Raw genomic sequence first — 14,605 nt, 5'->3', positions numbered from 1 at the left:
ACAGTGGTGTGATGAGCGTGGGGATGGGGGCGGCTGATAGAACCGTCAACGCTTTCTCAGCAAACTCGGTAAAAGCACAACTCAACGTGATCGGGAAAGCGTGCGCCGGTGCCGATGAATATCTGTTCGTGCAACCAGCTCAATTCAGGCGCGGCCGTTTCGAATCGTGGATAGCTGCGAAAGTAGATGCGCGATGGATCGACTTTTTCGCCGCGGGCCAGTTTCGCGATGTCTTCGGCGCTGCCGGTGCGGATACCTGTGTTCTCGACATATACGCGATGCCCGTCGGTCGTTTCGATCACGTAGCGTGCGTGAATATCGGTATACGTGGCTGAACGGATCGACTGAAAATCCGCGCCGCCGGGCAGGATGGTGCCGTTGAGCTTGGGGCCTGTGACGGTGCCGCCCAGAATCGGAATGACGCGGCGACGGCCCTGCGGGGTGTCTCCAACCTCTTGCGGCGGGCCGACTTGTACGTGCAGCGTGGCGAGGTGTTCGAGTTTCGGAGGCGTGGGCTCGGTTGGGGTAGCGGCGTTCATTTTTTTTCTCCGGTGTGACGGCGCAGCGCGGCGGGATCAAAGCCCGCCAGCTGCTTATAGCGCAGCGATACGGCTTGCAGTTCGTGTTCGGGGATGACGTCGGCGATGTTGGCAAAGCCTTGCGGGGCGCGCTCTTCGGCCATTTGCATGACTTGCTCGGGGCCGTTCAGGCGATTGCGCAGCACGATGCCTGCGGTGCGCGGTAGACGTTCTGCTTCGTATTCGAGCAGGGCCGTCTCGAGTGCGCGGACGTTGCCTTGTTGTGCCTGAGCCAGGCTGTTTGCCAGACAGCGTGCATCCAGGATGGCCTGTGCTGAGCCGTTCGAGCCTATGGGATACATGGGGTGTGCTGCGTCGCCTAGCAACGTGAGACGGCCTTTGGTCCAGCGCGGCAGGGGATCGCGATCGACGAGCGGGAATTCGTAGATGGCCTGCGCGCCGTCGATGATCGAGGGAATGTCAATCCAGTCCCAACGCCAGTCGGCGAATCGATCGGCAAACACGGATTTGTCTACGCGGCGATTCCAGTCGGTGGCAGGCAGCGTCGCATCGGGAATAGCCAGCTCGGCGATCCAGTTGATGAGCGAACGGCCTTGGCGATGCAAGGGAGCCGAGATGGGATAACAGACAAACTTCTGATCCTGATGGCCCGCCATGAACATCGTGCAGCCATCCAGATAGGGCGAAGCCTCGGTGACGGCGCGCCACAGCATGCGGCCAGAGAATCGTGGCTCGTCGCCGGTGGGATAAAACTGTTTGCGCAAGGCCGAATGGATGCCGTCGGCGCCGATCACGGCATCGCCCACCGCAGTGTGCAACGAGCCATCGGCGCGGTTGCGGAAATGCGCACGCGCTGTATTGCCGTCATTCTCTGCAGATTCCAACACCACGCCGGTGACGATGGCATCGTCGCCGAGCCGCGCGCGTACGGCTGCGGCCAGCAGCATCTGAAACTCGCCACGATGTATCGAGAACTGCGGCAGCGGATAGCCCGCTTTCAGGCCGCGTGGTTCTTGCCAAATGGGCTGGCCGAGCTTGTTGTAGTAGTGCAGTGCGGATGTCGGGATGGCGTGTTCGGCCAGCGTATCCAAGAGGCCCAGAGGCTCCAGTTCGTTTACGGCGTGGGGTAGCAGGTTGATACCCACGCCCAGCGGACGCAGTTCTTGCGTGCTCTCATAGACGCGACTGTTGATGCCTCGCTGATGCAGCATCAGGGCCAGCGTCAGCCCACCTATGCCGCCGCCGGCAATCACGATATTCATGGGTCTCTCTCCAACTTGCGGGTCCAGCGTATGCCGTCAATTTATATTGTTATGTACCATAACAAATTGGGTGTCTGCATCGGCACTGGTACTAACCCGTACGAAACACGGTTCGGCAGGTAGCGTTATCCGCTGGTCTCAGGTAGTGTGTAGTTCCCTTTGATCTCTTTCATAGCCATGCCTTCCGCCTCTGCATCGCGCCCGCGCCGACCCGCTGCCCGTGGCGAACACTTCGATCCGCATGTCGCCGGTATCGAATACGGCGCCTTGGACTCGCTGGTGGGCTATGCCATCCGGCGGGCACAGATTTCTATTTACGAGGATTTTCTGGCGGCGTTGGCGCCATGGGACATTACGCCGCAGCGATTCTCGGCGTTGACGTTGATCGCCGAGAATGCAGAGTTGAAGCTTACTGACCTCGCGCGTATTCTCGGTATCGCGCGCTCGGGCGCTGTGCAATTGGTGGATCAGTTGCAGGCGATGGGCTACGTCACGCGCCGCGATGCGGCAGCAGACAAGCGGGCCTATGCGTTGACACTGACGTCCGCCGGGCGGCGTGCGTATAACAGTGTCACTCGTGCGGTAAAGGCCCATGATCAACGTATCAGCGCGCAATTGAGTGATGCCGAGCGTGAGCAACTGATCGTGTTGTTGGGGCGGCTTGGGTGAATTCGAAATTACCGATCGGGAATATTTTCCAGGGAGTGTCGTTTTTTGAATATTAAAATTCCCGATCGGTAATTTTTGGTCGACATCGACCCGTCAGGCCACATAAAATTACCGATCGGGAATTAGGAAGGCACAATCATGGCAACCGATTCGATACCGCTCGATGTGTACGCACCGACCAAGGTCCGCACTGCCGCAGAGTTGGGCAGACTCGTCAAAACGGTACGAGCGGATCAAGCCTTGCTCCAGACAGACTTGGCTGGGCTTGCTGGGACGGGCAACCGATTTGTGGTCGATCTGGAGCGAGGCAAGCCGACGTTGCAGTTGCAAAAGGTGCTCGACATGTTGGATCTGCTGGGATTAGAGGTTGTGATTCAACGTAAACGCGGGGATTTTTGATGGCGACAGTGGATGCGTTGGATGTCTATGCCGCAGGACGTTGTGTCGGGCGTCTTTTTGACGAGCAGCCTTTGCGGTTTCGCTATGATCCGGCTTGGTTGACGTGGTCCGAGGCGAGGCCGATCGCGCCGAGCCTCGGTTTAGGGCAACAAGATCACGTTGGTGACCATGTGCTCGCGTATTTCGAAAACCTGCTGCCAGAGGGGCATATCCGGCGGTTTTTGTCCGTCAGCCGCCATGCCAGCACGGCATTTGGGTTGCTGCGCAGTGTAGGCGGAGATACCGCAAGTGGGTTGACGATTGTGCCGCAAGGCGAAAAACCGGCACCACCCGGTTATCGGCCGACGACGTGGGTGGATATTGCCCAGCAGTTGCAGCACGCAGTGATCCCCGCCTTGGCTGCCGAAAACGCGGAAGGCACTCGCATATCTTTGGCGGGGGCACAGGACAAGCTATTGCTGATGGTGCTGCCGGATGGTGTTCCAGCGATTCCGCAAGGCACGGCACCCTCGTCGCATATTCTCAAACCAGATATTCGCGGTTTGGACGGAGTCTGGTCATCGGCATTGAATGAAGCGATGGTCATGAAGCTGGCCTCGGCGCTGGGGCTGCAAGCAGCCGAGGTCGAGTATCAACCGGATACGCGTGCTTGTCTGGTGCGACGATATGACCGCAGGGCTGATGGGGCAGGAGGCTTGGCTCGGCTGCATCAGCTGGATTTGTGCCAACTGGCGGGCACGCCATCGGCGGTGAAGTACGAGAGCGATGGCGGTCCGACACTGGCGCAATGTCGCGAAATCCTGCGGCGCATGGGGGTGAAGGCGCAGGATATGCAACGATTCGTGCGCTGGGTGTTCTTTAACTTGTTCGTGGGTAATAACGATAGTCACGCCAAGAATCTATCGGTGATGCAGGATACCGGAGACGCCTGGCGGATGACGCCGTTCTACGATTTGATGTGTACGGCTATCTATCCCGGGTTATCGCGACGGTTCGCATTTCGGATCGGTGGTGAGGCGCTGCCCGGCAAGATCGGTGTGGAACAACTGCAGGGTTTGTCGCAGGATCTCGGTTTTTCAGATCGTTATGTATTGCGGGCAGGACGTGAGTTGGCCGAGCAGTTGCCTGCCGCATTGGGGCAGGTAGCCGCGGAGTTACGGAATCAGACTCGGCCAGGTACGGAGCATACGTTGCTTGAACGATTGGAGCAGTGGATCCGCAGCAATACGCGCAAACATGTGGCTCGGTGGGAATTACGATAGGGGCAGCGTCAGCACGCCCTGCGTCGCCGGGCGCATCATCAGGCGGCGGTACCAGACGTTCAAGGCGGGTGTCGCGGGACGCTCGATCGGCATCGCCAGCCAGCGGTGAGCAACGCAGCCCAGGACGATGTCGGCCATGGTGAGATGGCTGCCGGCGATGTATTCCTTGTTTTGCAGGGCGCTTTCCAGGATCAGGCCCAGGCTGTTGGTTTTGCGCGTCGATGCTTCGATGGCCGCGTGATTGCGTTGATCTTCAGGTGTGCGGATCAGGCCCAGAAATGCCGGGCCCATAGCAGACTGCCATTCGGTCGCGGTCCAGTCCATCCAGCGGTCGGCCTGCGCCCGCACGGCGACGTCGGTGGGCCAGAGGGTGCCTTCGCTGTAGCGTGCCGCCAGGTAGCGGACGATGGCATTGGATTCCCACAGGATCAGGCCGCCGTCGTCGATGACGGGGACTTTGCGGTTGGGGTTCATGGCGCCGTATTCGGGCGTGTCCAGGCCACCGAATTTGCCGCCGACTTGTTCCGTGGTGTGCGGCAGCGCGAGTTCGCGCACGGTCCACATGACTTTTTGTACATTGACCGAGCTTGAACGTCCCCAGATTTTCAGCATCATGATTCCTTAGGTTTGCGGCGCAAGTTGGCGCCGCGCAAAGCCAGTCATACGGCCAAAGCGCGACCACTTGAATGCGGGCCCAGGGTCGGTCTTGCGCCCTGGGGCAATGTGCTCGTGGCCCCACGCCGCGCGCAGCGGATAGCGGGTGCGCAACACGCGGGTCAGTTTGGCCAGACTGGTGTACTGGGCATCAGTGTAGGGCAGGAAGTCCGTGCCCTCGAGTTCGATGCCCAGAGAAAAATCATTGCAGCGTTCGCGGTTTTCAAATCGCGAGACGCCAGCGTGCCAGGCCCGCTTGTCGGTCGATACGAATTGTACGATCTGGCCGTCACGCCTGATGAAGAAATGCGCTGATACCCGCAGGCCTCGCAGTCGTTCGAGCCAGGGGTGGGCGGAATAGTCCAGGCGGTTCAGAAACAAACCGGCGACGTGCGGGCCGCCAAATTGGTTCGGCGGCAGGCTGATGTTGTGGATGACCAGTAATGAAACCGTGGACCCGGCAGGGCGCGCGTCATGGTTGGGCGAGGGTAGCAGGCGCACCGCAGGAGCAGGCCTCAGCCACCCGTGTCGATCAAGCTGTAAAGACATAGATGCGGCTCGTTAATGGTAACTGTAAGCCTAATTATGCCTGCCTTGCTTGATGCATCAACTGGATGCCACGTTACGGCATGTGTGATCAGGTTAACGCTTGCCCAATCGCGCGTGCTCGTTGCTGCACCAGGTCTTGCCTGCGATCAGCAGCGCCTCTGAGCGCGGCAAATGCACGCCGCAGTGCGCACAGCGCACCATGGATTCGACGGGGCCGCTGCCGGGCTGGCGCGCAGGGGCGCTCGGGGGAGGCTTGGCTGCGGCGCTGCGCCTGGCGCTATTGCGGGCCGACACGATGCGCATCACCACCATGACCGCCAGGATGATGACGACCCAGATTAACAACTTGCCCACTTCAACTCCGATGAAGAATGACTTCCAGTACAAACCGGCTGCCGGTGTAGGCCAGGATTAGAAAGGCGAATCCGGTCAGTGTCCAGCGCAACGCGACGCGGCCGCGCCAGCCGCGAATGTGGCGGCCCAGCAGTAATACTCCAAAGGTCAACCATGACAACAGTGTGAAAACCGTTTTGTGGTCAAAGGGCAGGATCTTGCCCGTCAGGTCCATCGAGGCGATGGAGCCGGTGATGACGGCGGCCGTCAGGACAGCGAAGCCGATCCAGATGACACGAAACAACAGCCGTTCCTGGACGAGTAGCGGCGCCTGGGCATCGAGGACGCGGCCGATGAGGCTGCGTTCCGCAGGGGCTTCGAGCGGACGGTGCAGGTGGCGGTCGAGCAGGGCCATTAGCAGGGCGTGCAGGGCCGCCACCGTGATCAGGGCATAGGCCGCCAGGGCAATGAGCAGGTGCACGCGCAGGGAACTGTCTTCGGCGTGGGGGACGAGCTGCCCCTGGGGAAACAGCGCCGCGAGGGCGCAGATCACCGTGGCGGCTGGCAATAGCAGTAGCTGCAGCCCGTCAATGTGAACCAGCAGGCTTTCCAGCCAGAACACCACCATGCCCAGCCATACCGTGGCGGACAGGGCGAGCGCCCATCCGATGAACAGATGCGAGCCGCCCAGCATGGCCTGATACAAGCCGATACCGTGCAGAACCAGGGCGCCCAGCAGGCTCGCACGGGCGACTTTGCCCGCTTTTTCGACGCTGCCTGCACCTTTCAGGCGCCACCAGAGGGCCCCGCCGAGCACGGCGTAGGCCAGGGCGGCCGCTGCGTGAAATACAATGCCTAATGACATAAAAACCGTTGTCTGGATGGGGCCTCTCAGGCGCTAGTCGCTGGCAGGGGTGAAAACCCCCTGCTGCCCGGGCCACCGTTCAATCAACTAGTGTAAGCGGAAACGCCTCTCATGCTCGATAACCTGACTCAACGTTTGTCGCGCGTCGTCAAGACGCTGCGCGGCGAAGCCCGCCTGACCGAGGCCAACACGCAGGAAATGCTGCGCGAAGTGCGCATGGCCCTGCTCGAGGCTGACGTAGCCTTGCCCGTCGTGCGCGATTTCGTCGCACGCGTCAAAGAAAAAGCCCTGGGCGAAGAAGTCGTCGGCAGCCTCAGCCCTGGCCAAGCCCTGGTGGGCGTGGTCAGCAAAGAGCTGACCGCCCTGATGGGCGGTGACCTGGGCGCTGGTGCCGGCGACCTGTCGCTGGCCGTGCAGCCTCCCGCCATCATCCTGATGGCCGGTTTGCAGGGGGCGGGTAAAACCACCACCACCGGCAAGCTCGGCCGCTGGCTGGCCGAGGGCAATCACACCCAAAATGGCCGCAATACCGGCAAGAAAAAGGTTCTGACGGTTAGTGCCGACGTTTATCGCCCGGCCGCTATCGACCAGCTGAAGGCCGTCGCGGCCCAGGCAGGTATCGATTTCCTGCCCTCGGATCCCAGCCAGAAACCCGAGGACATCGCCCGCAACGCCGTCGATCACGCCCGCCGCCATCACTATGATGTGCTGATTCTGGATACGGCCGGCCGCCTGGGTATCGACGAAGCCATGATGCGCGAGATCCGCGCGCTGTACGATCTGGTCAAACCCGTCGAAACGCTGTTCGTGGTCGACGCGATGCAGGGGCAGGATGCGGTCAACACCGCCAAGGCCTTTGCCGACGCGCTGCCCCTGACAGGGGTGGTGCTGACCAAGCTGGATGGTGACGCACGCGGCGGCGCGGCCCTGTCCGTGCGGCATGTGACTGGCAAACCCCTGAAATTCGTCGGTGTTTCGGAAAAACTGGATGGCCTGGAGCCTTTCCACCCCGACCGTATGGCGCAGCGCGTGCTGGGCATGGGCGACATTGTGTCGCTGGTCGAGCAGGCACAAAAGAACATCGATATCGCCGAGGCGCAAAAGCTCGCGACCAAGCTCAAATCGGGCAACAAGTTCGATCTGAACGATTTCCGCGAGCAATTGGGCCAGGTGAAAAAGCTGGGCGATATGGGGTCGCTGCTGGAAAAGCTGCCTTCGCAGTTTCAACAGGCTGCCGGTCAACTGCAGGGCGGCCAGGCGGAAAAGCAGCTGCGCCGTACCGAAGGCATCCTGAACTCGATGACGGCTGCCGAACGCGCCAAGCCTGAATTGATCAAGGCCTCGCGCAAACGCCGTATTGCTGCGGGCTCCGGCGTCCCGGTGCAAGAGGTCAACCGTTTGCTGTCCCAGTTCGAGCAAATGCAGGGCATGATGAAGCAAATGAAAAAGGGCGGTATGGCCAAGATGATGCGCGCCATGGGCGGGATGAAGGGCCTGGGGCGCTTTGGCGGGATGCGCTGAATCTCACCCGGACGGCAACGCTCGTACAAAGTCAATGAATGCCCGTAGCGGCGCAGGGACTAATTGCCGGCCGGGGTAATACAAGAATGGCCCCGAGAACGATTGCCACCAGGATTCCAGTATGGGTTCCAGTGCGCCGCTCTCGAGGTGCGGGCGCAGCCAATCCTCGAACAGGTGAATGACACCTGTGCCGGCGATGGCCGCATCCACGGCGAGGTCGACGCCACCCCCGAGTTGCACCAGCAGTGAACCGCTCGGGTTGATGGTTACCACTTTGCCGCTACGCTCGAATTCCCAGGGGTAAATGGTGCCGCTGCTGAAGCGGCCACGAATGCAGTTGTGGTTGAGCAGGTCTTTGGGATGTTTGGGGCGGCCGTGCCGATCCAGGTAGGCGGGCGCGGCGGCCGTGGCTGCGCGTTGGAGGCGCGGGCCTATCGGGATGGCAATCATGTCCTGCTGCAGGCGTTCTTCGTAGCGGATACCCGCATCGCAACCGGCAGTAATCACGTCGACGAAACTTTCTTCGACCATGATTTCTACCCGTACATCCGGGTAGGCAGCCATGAATCCCGGCAGAATCGAGGGCAGCACCAGGCGCGCGACGCTGGCGGGTACGTTCAGGCGCAACGTGCCTGTAGGACCGCTGCGAAATTGATTCACGACGTCAATGGCGGCTTCAACCTCATTGAGGGCAGGGCCCAGCCGTTCCAATAATCGTTGCCCGGCCTCGGTGGGGGCGACGCTGCGCGTTGTGCGATTGAGCAATCTGACGCCCAGTTGGGTTTCCAGACGGCGTACGGCTTCGCTCAAGCCTGAGGCGCTGGTGCCTGTCAGACGCGCGCCATCGCGAAAACCGTTTGCTCGTGCAACCGTCACGAATGCATGCAAGTCGCCTAGATCTGTCTTCATTGTTCGGATTTTCGCACAACTTGTGCGCTTTATGATGGATTGTCGTACATGTGCCCCACGCGTACATTTCCGATGTCGTTTAGGAGAAATCACATGACGAGTCTTGAAAAAGCCGGCTGGTATTCATTAGGTCCCCGCAGGGTCCATCGTCTGGGCTATGGCGCGATGCAGTTGGCCGGTGCTGGCGTATTTGGTCCGCCGAAGGATCGAAACGCCGCAGTGGCTGTATTGCGAGAGGCGATCGAACTAGGTGTCGATCACATCGACACCAGCGATTTTTACGGTCCGCATATTACGAACCAGATCATTCGTGAGGCCTTGCACCCGTATCGTGATGATCTGACTATTGTGACCAAGATCGGCGCCAAGCGCGGCGCCGACGCTTCCTGGCTGCCAGCGACATCGCCGGATGAGCTAACGCAGGCTGTTCACGACAATCTGCGCAATCTCGGTCTGGATGTGCTTGATGTCGTTAATCTACGCAGCACAATCAGCATGTACGGTCCGGCGGAGGGATCGCTAGAGCCGCAGGTGACGGCAATGGCCGAGCTCCAGCAGCGCGGCTTGATTCGTCATATCGGATTGAGCAATGTGACGCGCCGACAGATTGAGGACGCTCGGCATATCTGCCCCATCGTTTGCGTGCAGAATCTGTATAACCTGGCCCACCGTGATGATGATGGGTTGATTGATACCTTGGCGGCCGAGAGCATTGCCTATGTGCCGTTTTTTCCGCTAGGCGGGTTTTCACCATTGCAGTCGTCGACGCTGTCTCATGTCGCTACGAGGCTGGAGGCGACCCCGATGCAGGTGGCATTGGCGTGGTTGTTACGCAGATCTCCCAATATTCTGTTGATTCCCGGGACGTCTTCGGTGGCGCATTTGAGGGAAAACCTGGCGAGCGCAGAGATCTCTTTGCCTGAGGGTGCGATGGCGGCGCTGAATGATCTGGATGGCGTGAAAAAGGGAGTGGACGTATCGCCGGCCGTTTAGCTCGGACGTAGGCATCCACGAAAAAAACGGCCAGACGGGAGTCTGGCCGAGTCAACCAGTGCGAACGGGGATTGTTCGCGCTGGTCCAAACCGGCAAACGCTGCGGGGCTTGCCGGTTTGTGCTGTGGTGTTCAGTTCAGCGGCGGGATGCGCAGTACTTGGCCCGGATAGATCTTGTCCGGATGCGTCAGCATGGGTTTGTTGGCTTCGAAAATCACGGTGTGCTTGGCGCCCTGGCCGGCACCGTAGTGAGCCTCGGCGATTTTCCAGAGGTTGTCGCCTTTTTTGACGGTGTACATCTGGGCTTCGGGGGCGGCTTGTTTGGCGGTCAGTTGGTTGTCCACTGAGGCCACACCGACAGTGTTGCCGAGCGCCAGCGTGATTTTCTCGGCTTCTTCGGTCGAGGCCGCTTCGCCGGTCACGGTGACTTTGTCGCCATCGACTTGAATGTTCAGGCCATCGGCACTCAGACCGTGCTTGTCCAGTTCCTTCTTCAGTTCATCTACCGATGCCGCCTGGGCTTCGCTGGCGCCAAACAGTTTTTCGCCGACATCTTTAATAAAGCTGAGCAGACCCATAGTGTTTCCTCTTTTAGACTGTTAAGAAACGTTAAGTGCTTGTTGGCAGGAGATGGCGTGATTTAGCTTGCTGACGACATCTTCTGGGAACCCATTATGGGCCGATTCCGTGAACGCTGTGCTCTTCTCGTGCTGATAATAAGTAATTAAACGTTACTCAATGGGCGCATGCAGGGCGCCAGCCGCTGTACGCCGGGTCAATTTCCAGACATGGGCGGGCGGCACATTGGCAATGACCGTGTCGACACGCCGCGCCCGCAGGCCGAGGCGATCGAGCACACGTTGTCGAACCGGGCAACGTGGTCCATATGTAAATAGGACCATTGAACCGCCGGGGCGCAGTTGAGCAAATGTGCTGCGCAAAATGCCAATCTGCTGTTTCACTGGCATATTCAACAAGGGCAGCCCACAGACGGCGACGCCAGCCAAGCAGTCGGCAAACAATGGCACGCCGACCAGTTTCGCGGCATCCCCTTGATAAACATAGGCGTCGGGGAAATCGTGCCGCAATTGCTGCGCGAACTGCGGATCCATTTCCACCAAGGTCAACTGCGCCGATGTCAGGCCGCGCGCCACCAGGGCACGGGTAAAGGACCCGGTGCCTGCCCCCAATTCGAGGCACGGCCCCGAACTGGGCGTGATATCGCGCGTCATGGCGGCGGCCAGGCGGGCGCTGGACGGCCAGATAGCGCCGATGCCTTTGGGATTGGCGCGCCAGGCGCGCAGAAAACGTATGCGCTCAGCCACCCAGGAATGGCGGCTAATGCGACTCGCAACATGCCCGGTGGCGCGGCCTGCAACCCCTGCGATACGAAACAGTCGCGAGCCTACGGGCAGACCGGGCTCTTCTCCGGTCCGGAACTTGAGCAGCATATGAACTCCTGTGAGCAGAGCTGGCTTGCCGCCACGCAATAGACGTGCTTCTTGCGAGCCAACATCAAACACAGGCGCCAGCGTACTACGTGGTTGGCCTTGCGCAAGTACTAACTTCGTTTGGGTAGCTCACCGTTGATAATTTTCACATTCTGTGTCGGATATTCCTGATCGGGACACGCTTAGTCACGCCTGCGTGCCCCAGGTCAGTGCAACCCGCGATTCAGCCTCCGCCGACGGCCACTACGATTTCGATTTGGTCGCCGTCTTTCAGTACGGTGGCGTCGTGCTGGCTCTTGGGAACGATTTCGCCATTGCGTTCGACCGCCACGCGTTTGCCTGCGTAGCCCAGCGTCTGGAGCAGTTCGATGACCGTGGTGTCCAGCGGGAATTCGCGTGCGGCACCGTTGAGCGTGATGTGCATGATGGCTCCTTATTGTGCGGCGTAGGCGTCGGTGGCTTCGATGAGTTTGGCCAAGGTGCCGGGCTCGTCAAAGGCATGGCCCGCATCCGGCACCAGGTGAAACTGCGCCTGGGGCCATGCGCGGTGCAGGTCCCACGCGGTGCGTGCGGGGGTGCAGATATCGTAGCGCCCCTGCACGATGGTGCCGGGGATGTCATGCAGTTTGTACGCGTCGCGAATGAGCTGGCCTTCTTCCATGAAGCCGTTATTCACAAAGTAGTGGTTTTCGATGCGGGCAAAGGCCAATGCGGCGCGATCTGCGGCGTGGCTTTGCTGGTGGCGCGGGCTGGGCATCAGGGTAATGGTGCTGTCTTCCCATTTGCTCCAGGCCTTCGCAGCGCGCAGTTGTGCCACCGGATCCGGGCCAGTCAGCCGCTTGTGATAAGCGCCGATCATGTCGCCCCGTTCCTCTGGCGGAATGGGTTCGAGATAGGCTTCCCAGTGGTCGGGAAACAGCCACGAGGCTCCCTCTTGGTAGAACCACCGCAGCTCCGAACGGCGCAGGCTGAAGATGCCGCGCACGACCAGCTCGCTGACATGGCTGGGGTGCGTCTGTGCGTAGGCCAGCGCCAGCGTCGAGCCCCAGGATCCGCCGAACACCAGCCAGCGGTCGGCGCCCATGACTTCTGTGCGCAGGCGTTCAATGTCCGAGACCAGATCCCACGTGGTGTTGTTGTCCAGGCTCGCGTGCGGCGTCGAGCGGCCGCAGCCGCGTTGATCGAACAACAGCACGTTGTAGCGCTGCGGATCAAACAATTGACGGTGCACGGGAGCGCTCCCGCTACCTGGGCCACCGTGCAAAAACACGGCAGGTTTGCCCTGCGGATTGCCGCAGAGTTCCCAATAGATCAGGTGCCCATCGCCAGTGTCCAGCATGCCGTGGCGATAGGGCTCGATAGCGGGGTACAACATAGTTAAGCGGTCCTCTGGAAGATCAGGTCCCAAACGCCATGGCCCAGACGCAGGCCGCGGGTTTCGAATTTGGTTTGCGGGCGGTAGTCAGGGCGCGGCGCGTAGTCGGCAACGGTGTTGCGCAGCAGCGGTTCGGCGCTCAGGACTTCCAGCATTTGTACGGCGTAGTCTTGCCAATCGGTGGCACAGTGCAGGTATCCGCCGGGGGCGATGCGGCTGGCCAACAGCGAGACGAATGGGGGCTGCAGCAGGCGGCGTTTGTGATGGCGTTTTTTGGGCCACGGATCGGGGAAATAGACGTGGACGCCAGCCAGGCTGTCGGGGGGGATCATGTCGCGCACGACTTCTACGGCGTCGTGCTGGATGATGCGCAGGTTCTGCAGGCTGGATTCTTCGATGCGGCGTAGCAATGAGCCTACGCCAGCGTTGAAGACTTCCACGCCCAGGAAATTGTCGTCAGGGCGGGCCTGGGCGATTTTCTGGGTGGTTTCGCCCATGCCGAAGCCGATTTCCAGCACAGAGGGGGCTTGGCGGCCGAAGGGGGCTGCCAGATCCAGGCGCTGGGGGGTGTAGGGGATGGACCATTTCTCCAGCAGCTGCTCGAGTGCGTCGCGTTGGCCTTGGGTAATGTGGCCACGGCGGTGGACGAAACTGCGGATGTGGGTCGCGCCGGGGCTGTGCGGGGCTTGCGTGGCCGGTTCTAGGGCGGCGCGGGTGGCTTCCGACAGGGGCGCGGTATCAGGGGAGTCGGGGGTGTTCGTGTTCATAGGGGGGATTGTAGTAGGCCCGGGGGCAGTTGTTCTCCCGGACGTCGGTCCGGGGCCATCGGGCCGGCTGGCAGTGTTGGAAAATTCCGCGGCCGCAAAAAGCTATCGGGTTGTGGGGTAGCATTTCGATCATGAATGTCGCTCGGTTTGATCTCACTACGCTGGCTTTGTTCGCCGCTGTTGCGCGGGCGGGCAGTATTTCTGCGGGCGCGCGGCAGTCGCATCTGGCGGTGGGAGCGGCCAGCAAGCGGATTTCGGATCTGGAGGCGGCGTTGGGAACGCCTTTGCTGTATCGGAATACGGCCGGGGTGGAGCTGACCGACGCGGGGCAGGTTTGCCTGGTGCATGTGCAGCGGGTGCTGCAAGAGGTCGAGCAGATGGCGGGCAGCTTGTCTGACTTTGCCCAAGGGGTGAAGGGGCAGGTGAGGATTGCCGCGAATACGTCGTCATTGACGCAGTTCTTGCCGGAGGACCTGGCAGCGTTCATGGACGAGCACCCGGCCGTGCGGATCGATCTGGAGGAGCAGAACAGCACCGATATCGTGACGGCGGTACTGGAAAATCGCGCAGATATTGGCGTGTTTGCAGATCGCACGCCGGCGCAAGGCTTGTTGACGGTGCCTTATCGACCGGATGAGTTGGTGTTGATTGCGCCGCAGCGTCATCCGTTGGCGAATTCGCCGTCTATCGCGTTCGCGCAAACGTTGGATTACGAGTATGTGAGCCTGCCGCCGTCGACGTCGTTGGCATCGCGCTTGAACGAGGAAAGTGTGCGCTTGGGCCAGGCAATGCGGCTGCGGATCCAGGTGCGCAGTTTTGATGCGATCTGTCGGATGGTGGTGGCGACGGGGGGCGTAGGGGTGTTGCCGCGTATCGCGGCGGAGCCGCATGCGCGGTCGATGTCGATTCGCTTGATCCCGCTGACGGATGAATGGGCGCACCGCTGGTTATTGTTGGGCGTGCGCGATGCGGATACGCTGACGGTGGCGGCGCGATTGTTGCTGGCACACCTGCGCAGTGACGAGAGCTCGAACGTGTAGGGACGCGGATACGCTGG

At 60.7% G+C, this 14,605-nt stretch carries 18 protein-coding genes; 6 read left to right on the top strand and 12 right to left on the bottom strand.

The window, feature by feature from the left end; genetic code table 11:
- Window positions 1–56: 56 nt before the first annotated feature.
- The gene (locus tag ACNA0I_RS00925; protein WP_415804186.1) at window positions 57–539 is read right to left on the bottom strand and encodes a DUF3237 domain-containing protein; all 483 of its coding nucleotides are present in this window, start codon (window positions 537–539) and stop codon (window positions 57–59) included.
- Window positions 536–1,801, bottom strand: a complete 1,266-nt coding sequence (locus ACNA0I_RS00920) for a flavin-dependent oxidoreductase (protein WP_415804185.1) — start codon at window positions 1,799–1,801, stop codon at window positions 536–538. The genes ACNA0I_RS00925 and ACNA0I_RS00920 overlap by 4 nt, the downstream gene beginning before the upstream one ends.
- Window positions 1,802–1,978: 177 nt before the next feature.
- Between ACNA0I_RS00920 and ACNA0I_RS00915 the strand changes: the two genes are divergently transcribed.
- The 3 genes from ACNA0I_RS00915 to ACNA0I_RS00905 all read left to right on the top strand — a co-directional run bounded on the left by ACNA0I_RS00915 (window position 1,979) and on the right by ACNA0I_RS00905 (window position 4,131).
- On the top strand, window positions 1,979–2,470 hold the full coding sequence (locus tag ACNA0I_RS00915) for a MarR family winged helix-turn-helix transcriptional regulator (RefSeq protein WP_415804184.1): 492 nt from the start codon (window positions 1,979–1,981) through the stop codon (window positions 2,468–2,470).
- 138 nt (window positions 2,471–2,608) lie between these two features.
- Entirely contained in the window at window positions 2,609–2,869 is a 261-nt protein-coding gene (locus ACNA0I_RS00910; RefSeq protein WP_415804183.1) for a helix-turn-helix domain-containing protein, read from the top strand.
- Window positions 2,869–4,131: a type II toxin-antitoxin system HipA family toxin gene (locus ACNA0I_RS00905; protein WP_415804182.1), complete on the top strand. Its 1,263-nt coding sequence runs from the start codon at window positions 2,869–2,871 to the stop codon at window positions 4,129–4,131. Before ACNA0I_RS00910 ends, ACNA0I_RS00905 begins: the two co-directional genes overlap by 1 nt.
- Here ACNA0I_RS00905 and ACNA0I_RS00900 read toward each other — a convergent pair.
- The 4 genes from ACNA0I_RS00900 to ACNA0I_RS00885 all read right to left on the bottom strand — a co-directional run bounded on the left by ACNA0I_RS00900 (window position 4,123) and on the right by ACNA0I_RS00885 (window position 6,532).
- Window positions 4,123–4,743 (bottom strand): glutathione S-transferase family protein, encoded by a 621-nt coding sequence (locus tag ACNA0I_RS00900; RefSeq protein WP_415804819.1) that lies wholly within the window; start codon window positions 4,741–4,743, stop codon window positions 4,123–4,125. The genes ACNA0I_RS00905 and ACNA0I_RS00900 overlap by 9 nt on opposite strands.
- 9 nt (window positions 4,744–4,752) lie before the next feature.
- The gene (gene ampD / locus ACNA0I_RS00895; RefSeq protein ID WP_415804181.1) at window positions 4,753–5,334 is read right to left on the bottom strand and encodes a 1,6-anhydro-N-acetylmuramyl-L-alanine amidase AmpD; all 582 of its coding nucleotides are present in this window, start codon (window positions 5,332–5,334) and stop codon (window positions 4,753–4,755) included.
- Between the two features lie 93 nt (window positions 5,335–5,427).
- On the bottom strand, window positions 5,428–5,688 hold the full coding sequence (locus ACNA0I_RS00890) for a PP0621 family protein (RefSeq protein WP_415804180.1): 261 nt from the start codon (window positions 5,686–5,688) through the stop codon (window positions 5,428–5,430).
- 1 nt (window position 5,689) lies between these two features.
- Complete coding sequence (locus ACNA0I_RS00885) at window positions 5,690–6,532, bottom strand: cytochrome C assembly family protein (RefSeq protein WP_415804179.1); 843 nt, start codon at window positions 6,530–6,532, stop codon at window positions 5,690–5,692.
- Between the two features lie 111 nt (window positions 6,533–6,643).
- On the opposite strand from ACNA0I_RS00885, the gene ffh reads away from it, so the two are divergent.
- Window positions 6,644–8,053, top strand: coding sequence for a signal recognition particle protein (gene ffh, locus ACNA0I_RS00880; protein WP_415804178.1), 1,410 nt, complete (start codon window positions 6,644–6,646; stop codon window positions 8,051–8,053).
- 3 nt (window positions 8,054–8,056) lie between these two features.
- Here the strand turns inward: ffh and ACNA0I_RS00875 are convergent, their stop codons facing one another.
- The gene (locus ACNA0I_RS00875) at window positions 8,057–8,962 is read right to left on the bottom strand and encodes a LysR family transcriptional regulator (protein ID WP_415804177.1); all 906 of its coding nucleotides are present in this window, start codon (window positions 8,960–8,962) and stop codon (window positions 8,057–8,059) included.
- A 93-nt stretch (window positions 8,963–9,055) separates the two neighbouring features.
- Between ACNA0I_RS00875 and ACNA0I_RS00870 the strand changes: the two genes are divergently transcribed.
- Complete coding sequence (locus ACNA0I_RS00870) at window positions 9,056–9,955, top strand: aldo/keto reductase family oxidoreductase (RefSeq protein WP_415804176.1); 900 nt, start codon at window positions 9,056–9,058, stop codon at window positions 9,953–9,955.
- Between the two features lie 131 nt (window positions 9,956–10,086).
- Here ACNA0I_RS00870 and lysM read toward each other — a convergent pair whose 3' ends face one another.
- The 5 genes from lysM to trmB form a co-directional block, all read right to left on the bottom strand.
- A complete protein-coding gene (gene lysM / locus ACNA0I_RS00865; protein ID WP_415804175.1) occupies window positions 10,087–10,533 on the bottom strand; it encodes a peptidoglycan-binding protein LysM in 447 nt (148 codons plus the stop codon).
- Window positions 10,534–10,686: 153 nt separating this feature from the next.
- The gene (locus tag ACNA0I_RS00860; RefSeq protein WP_415804174.1) at window positions 10,687–11,406 is read right to left on the bottom strand and encodes a class I SAM-dependent methyltransferase; all 720 of its coding nucleotides are present in this window, start codon (window positions 11,404–11,406) and stop codon (window positions 10,687–10,689) included.
- 223 nt (window positions 11,407–11,629) lie between these two features.
- A complete protein-coding gene (gene thiS, locus ACNA0I_RS00855; RefSeq protein ID WP_415804173.1) occupies window positions 11,630–11,830 on the bottom strand; it encodes a sulfur carrier protein ThiS in 201 nt (66 codons plus the stop codon).
- 9 nt (window positions 11,831–11,839) lie between these two features.
- Complete coding sequence (pip, locus tag ACNA0I_RS00850; protein ID WP_415804172.1) at window positions 11,840–12,781, bottom strand: prolyl aminopeptidase; 942 nt, start codon at window positions 12,779–12,781, stop codon at window positions 11,840–11,842.
- Window positions 12,782–12,783: 2 nt separating this feature from the next.
- Window positions 12,784–13,548 carry a tRNA (guanosine(46)-N7)-methyltransferase TrmB gene (trmB, locus tag ACNA0I_RS00845; protein WP_415804171.1) on the bottom strand — a complete coding sequence of 255 codons (765 nt, stop codon included), beginning with the start codon at window positions 13,546–13,548 and terminating at the stop codon, window positions 12,784–12,786.
- A 131-nt stretch (window positions 13,549–13,679) separates the two neighbouring features.
- Here trmB and ACNA0I_RS00840 point away from each other — a divergent pair, with 131 nt between their 5' ends.
- A complete protein-coding gene (locus ACNA0I_RS00840) occupies window positions 13,680–14,588 on the top strand; it encodes a LysR substrate-binding domain-containing protein (protein ID WP_415804170.1) in 909 nt (302 codons plus the stop codon).
- The last annotated feature ends 17 nt before the right edge of the window (window positions 14,589–14,605 follow it).

This window comes from Bordetella muralis, assembly GCF_965139205.1.
GTDB classification, from domain to species: Bacteria; Pseudomonadota; Gammaproteobacteria; order Burkholderiales; family Burkholderiaceae_B; genus Bordetella_A; species Bordetella_A muralis.
Note: the sequence above shows the minus strand (reverse complement) of the source record. Positions and strands in the feature narration are given on the sequence as shown.

Coding starts and splice junctions, on each gene's coding strand:
- ACNA0I_RS00925 (WP_415804186.1), bottom strand. CDS start 539: ATGAACGCCGCTACCCCAACCGAGCCCACGCCTCCGAAACTCGAACAC.
- ACNA0I_RS00920 (WP_415804185.1), bottom strand. CDS start 1,801: ATGAATATCGTGATTGCCGGCGGCGGCATAGGTGGGCTGACGCTGGCC.
- ACNA0I_RS00915 (WP_415804184.1), top strand. CDS start 1,979: ATGCCTTCCGCCTCTGCATCGCGCCCGCGCCGACCCGCTGCCCGTGGC.
- ACNA0I_RS00910 (WP_415804183.1), top strand. CDS start 2,609: ATGGCAACCGATTCGATACCGCTCGATGTGTACGCACCGACCAAGGTC.
- ACNA0I_RS00905 (WP_415804182.1), top strand. CDS start 2,869: ATGGCGACAGTGGATGCGTTGGATGTCTATGCCGCAGGACGTTGTGTC.
- ACNA0I_RS00900 (WP_415804819.1), bottom strand. CDS start 4,743: ATGCTGAAAATCTGGGGACGTTCAAGCTCGGTCAATGTACAAAAAGTC.
- ampD (WP_415804181.1), bottom strand. CDS start 5,334: ATGTCTTTACAGCTTGATCGACACGGGTGGCTGAGGCCTGCTCCTGCG.
- ACNA0I_RS00885 (WP_415804179.1), bottom strand. CDS start 6,532: ATGTCATTAGGCATTGTATTTCACGCAGCGGCCGCCCTGGCCTACGCC.
- ffh (WP_415804178.1), top strand. CDS start 6,644: ATGCTCGATAACCTGACTCAACGTTTGTCGCGCGTCGTCAAGACGCTG.
- ACNA0I_RS00875 (WP_415804177.1), bottom strand. CDS start 8,962: ATGAAGACAGATCTAGGCGACTTGCATGCATTCGTGACGGTTGCACGA.
- ACNA0I_RS00870 (WP_415804176.1), top strand. CDS start 9,056: ATGACGAGTCTTGAAAAAGCCGGCTGGTATTCATTAGGTCCCCGCAGG.
- lysM (WP_415804175.1), bottom strand. CDS start 10,533: ATGGGTCTGCTCAGCTTTATTAAAGATGTCGGCGAAAAACTGTTTGGC.
- ACNA0I_RS00860 (WP_415804174.1), bottom strand. CDS start 11,406: ATGCTGCTCAAGTTCCGGACCGGAGAAGAGCCCGGTCTGCCCGTAGGC.
- thiS (WP_415804173.1), bottom strand. CDS start 11,830: ATGCACATCACGCTCAACGGTGCCGCACGCGAATTCCCGCTGGACACC.
- pip (WP_415804172.1), bottom strand. CDS start 12,781: ATGTTGTACCCCGCTATCGAGCCCTATCGCCACGGCATGCTGGACACT.
- trmB (WP_415804171.1), bottom strand. CDS start 13,548: ATGAACACGAACACCCCCGACTCCCCTGATACCGCGCCCCTGTCGGAA.
- ACNA0I_RS00840 (WP_415804170.1), top strand. CDS start 13,680: ATGAATGTCGCTCGGTTTGATCTCACTACGCTGGCTTTGTTCGCCGCT.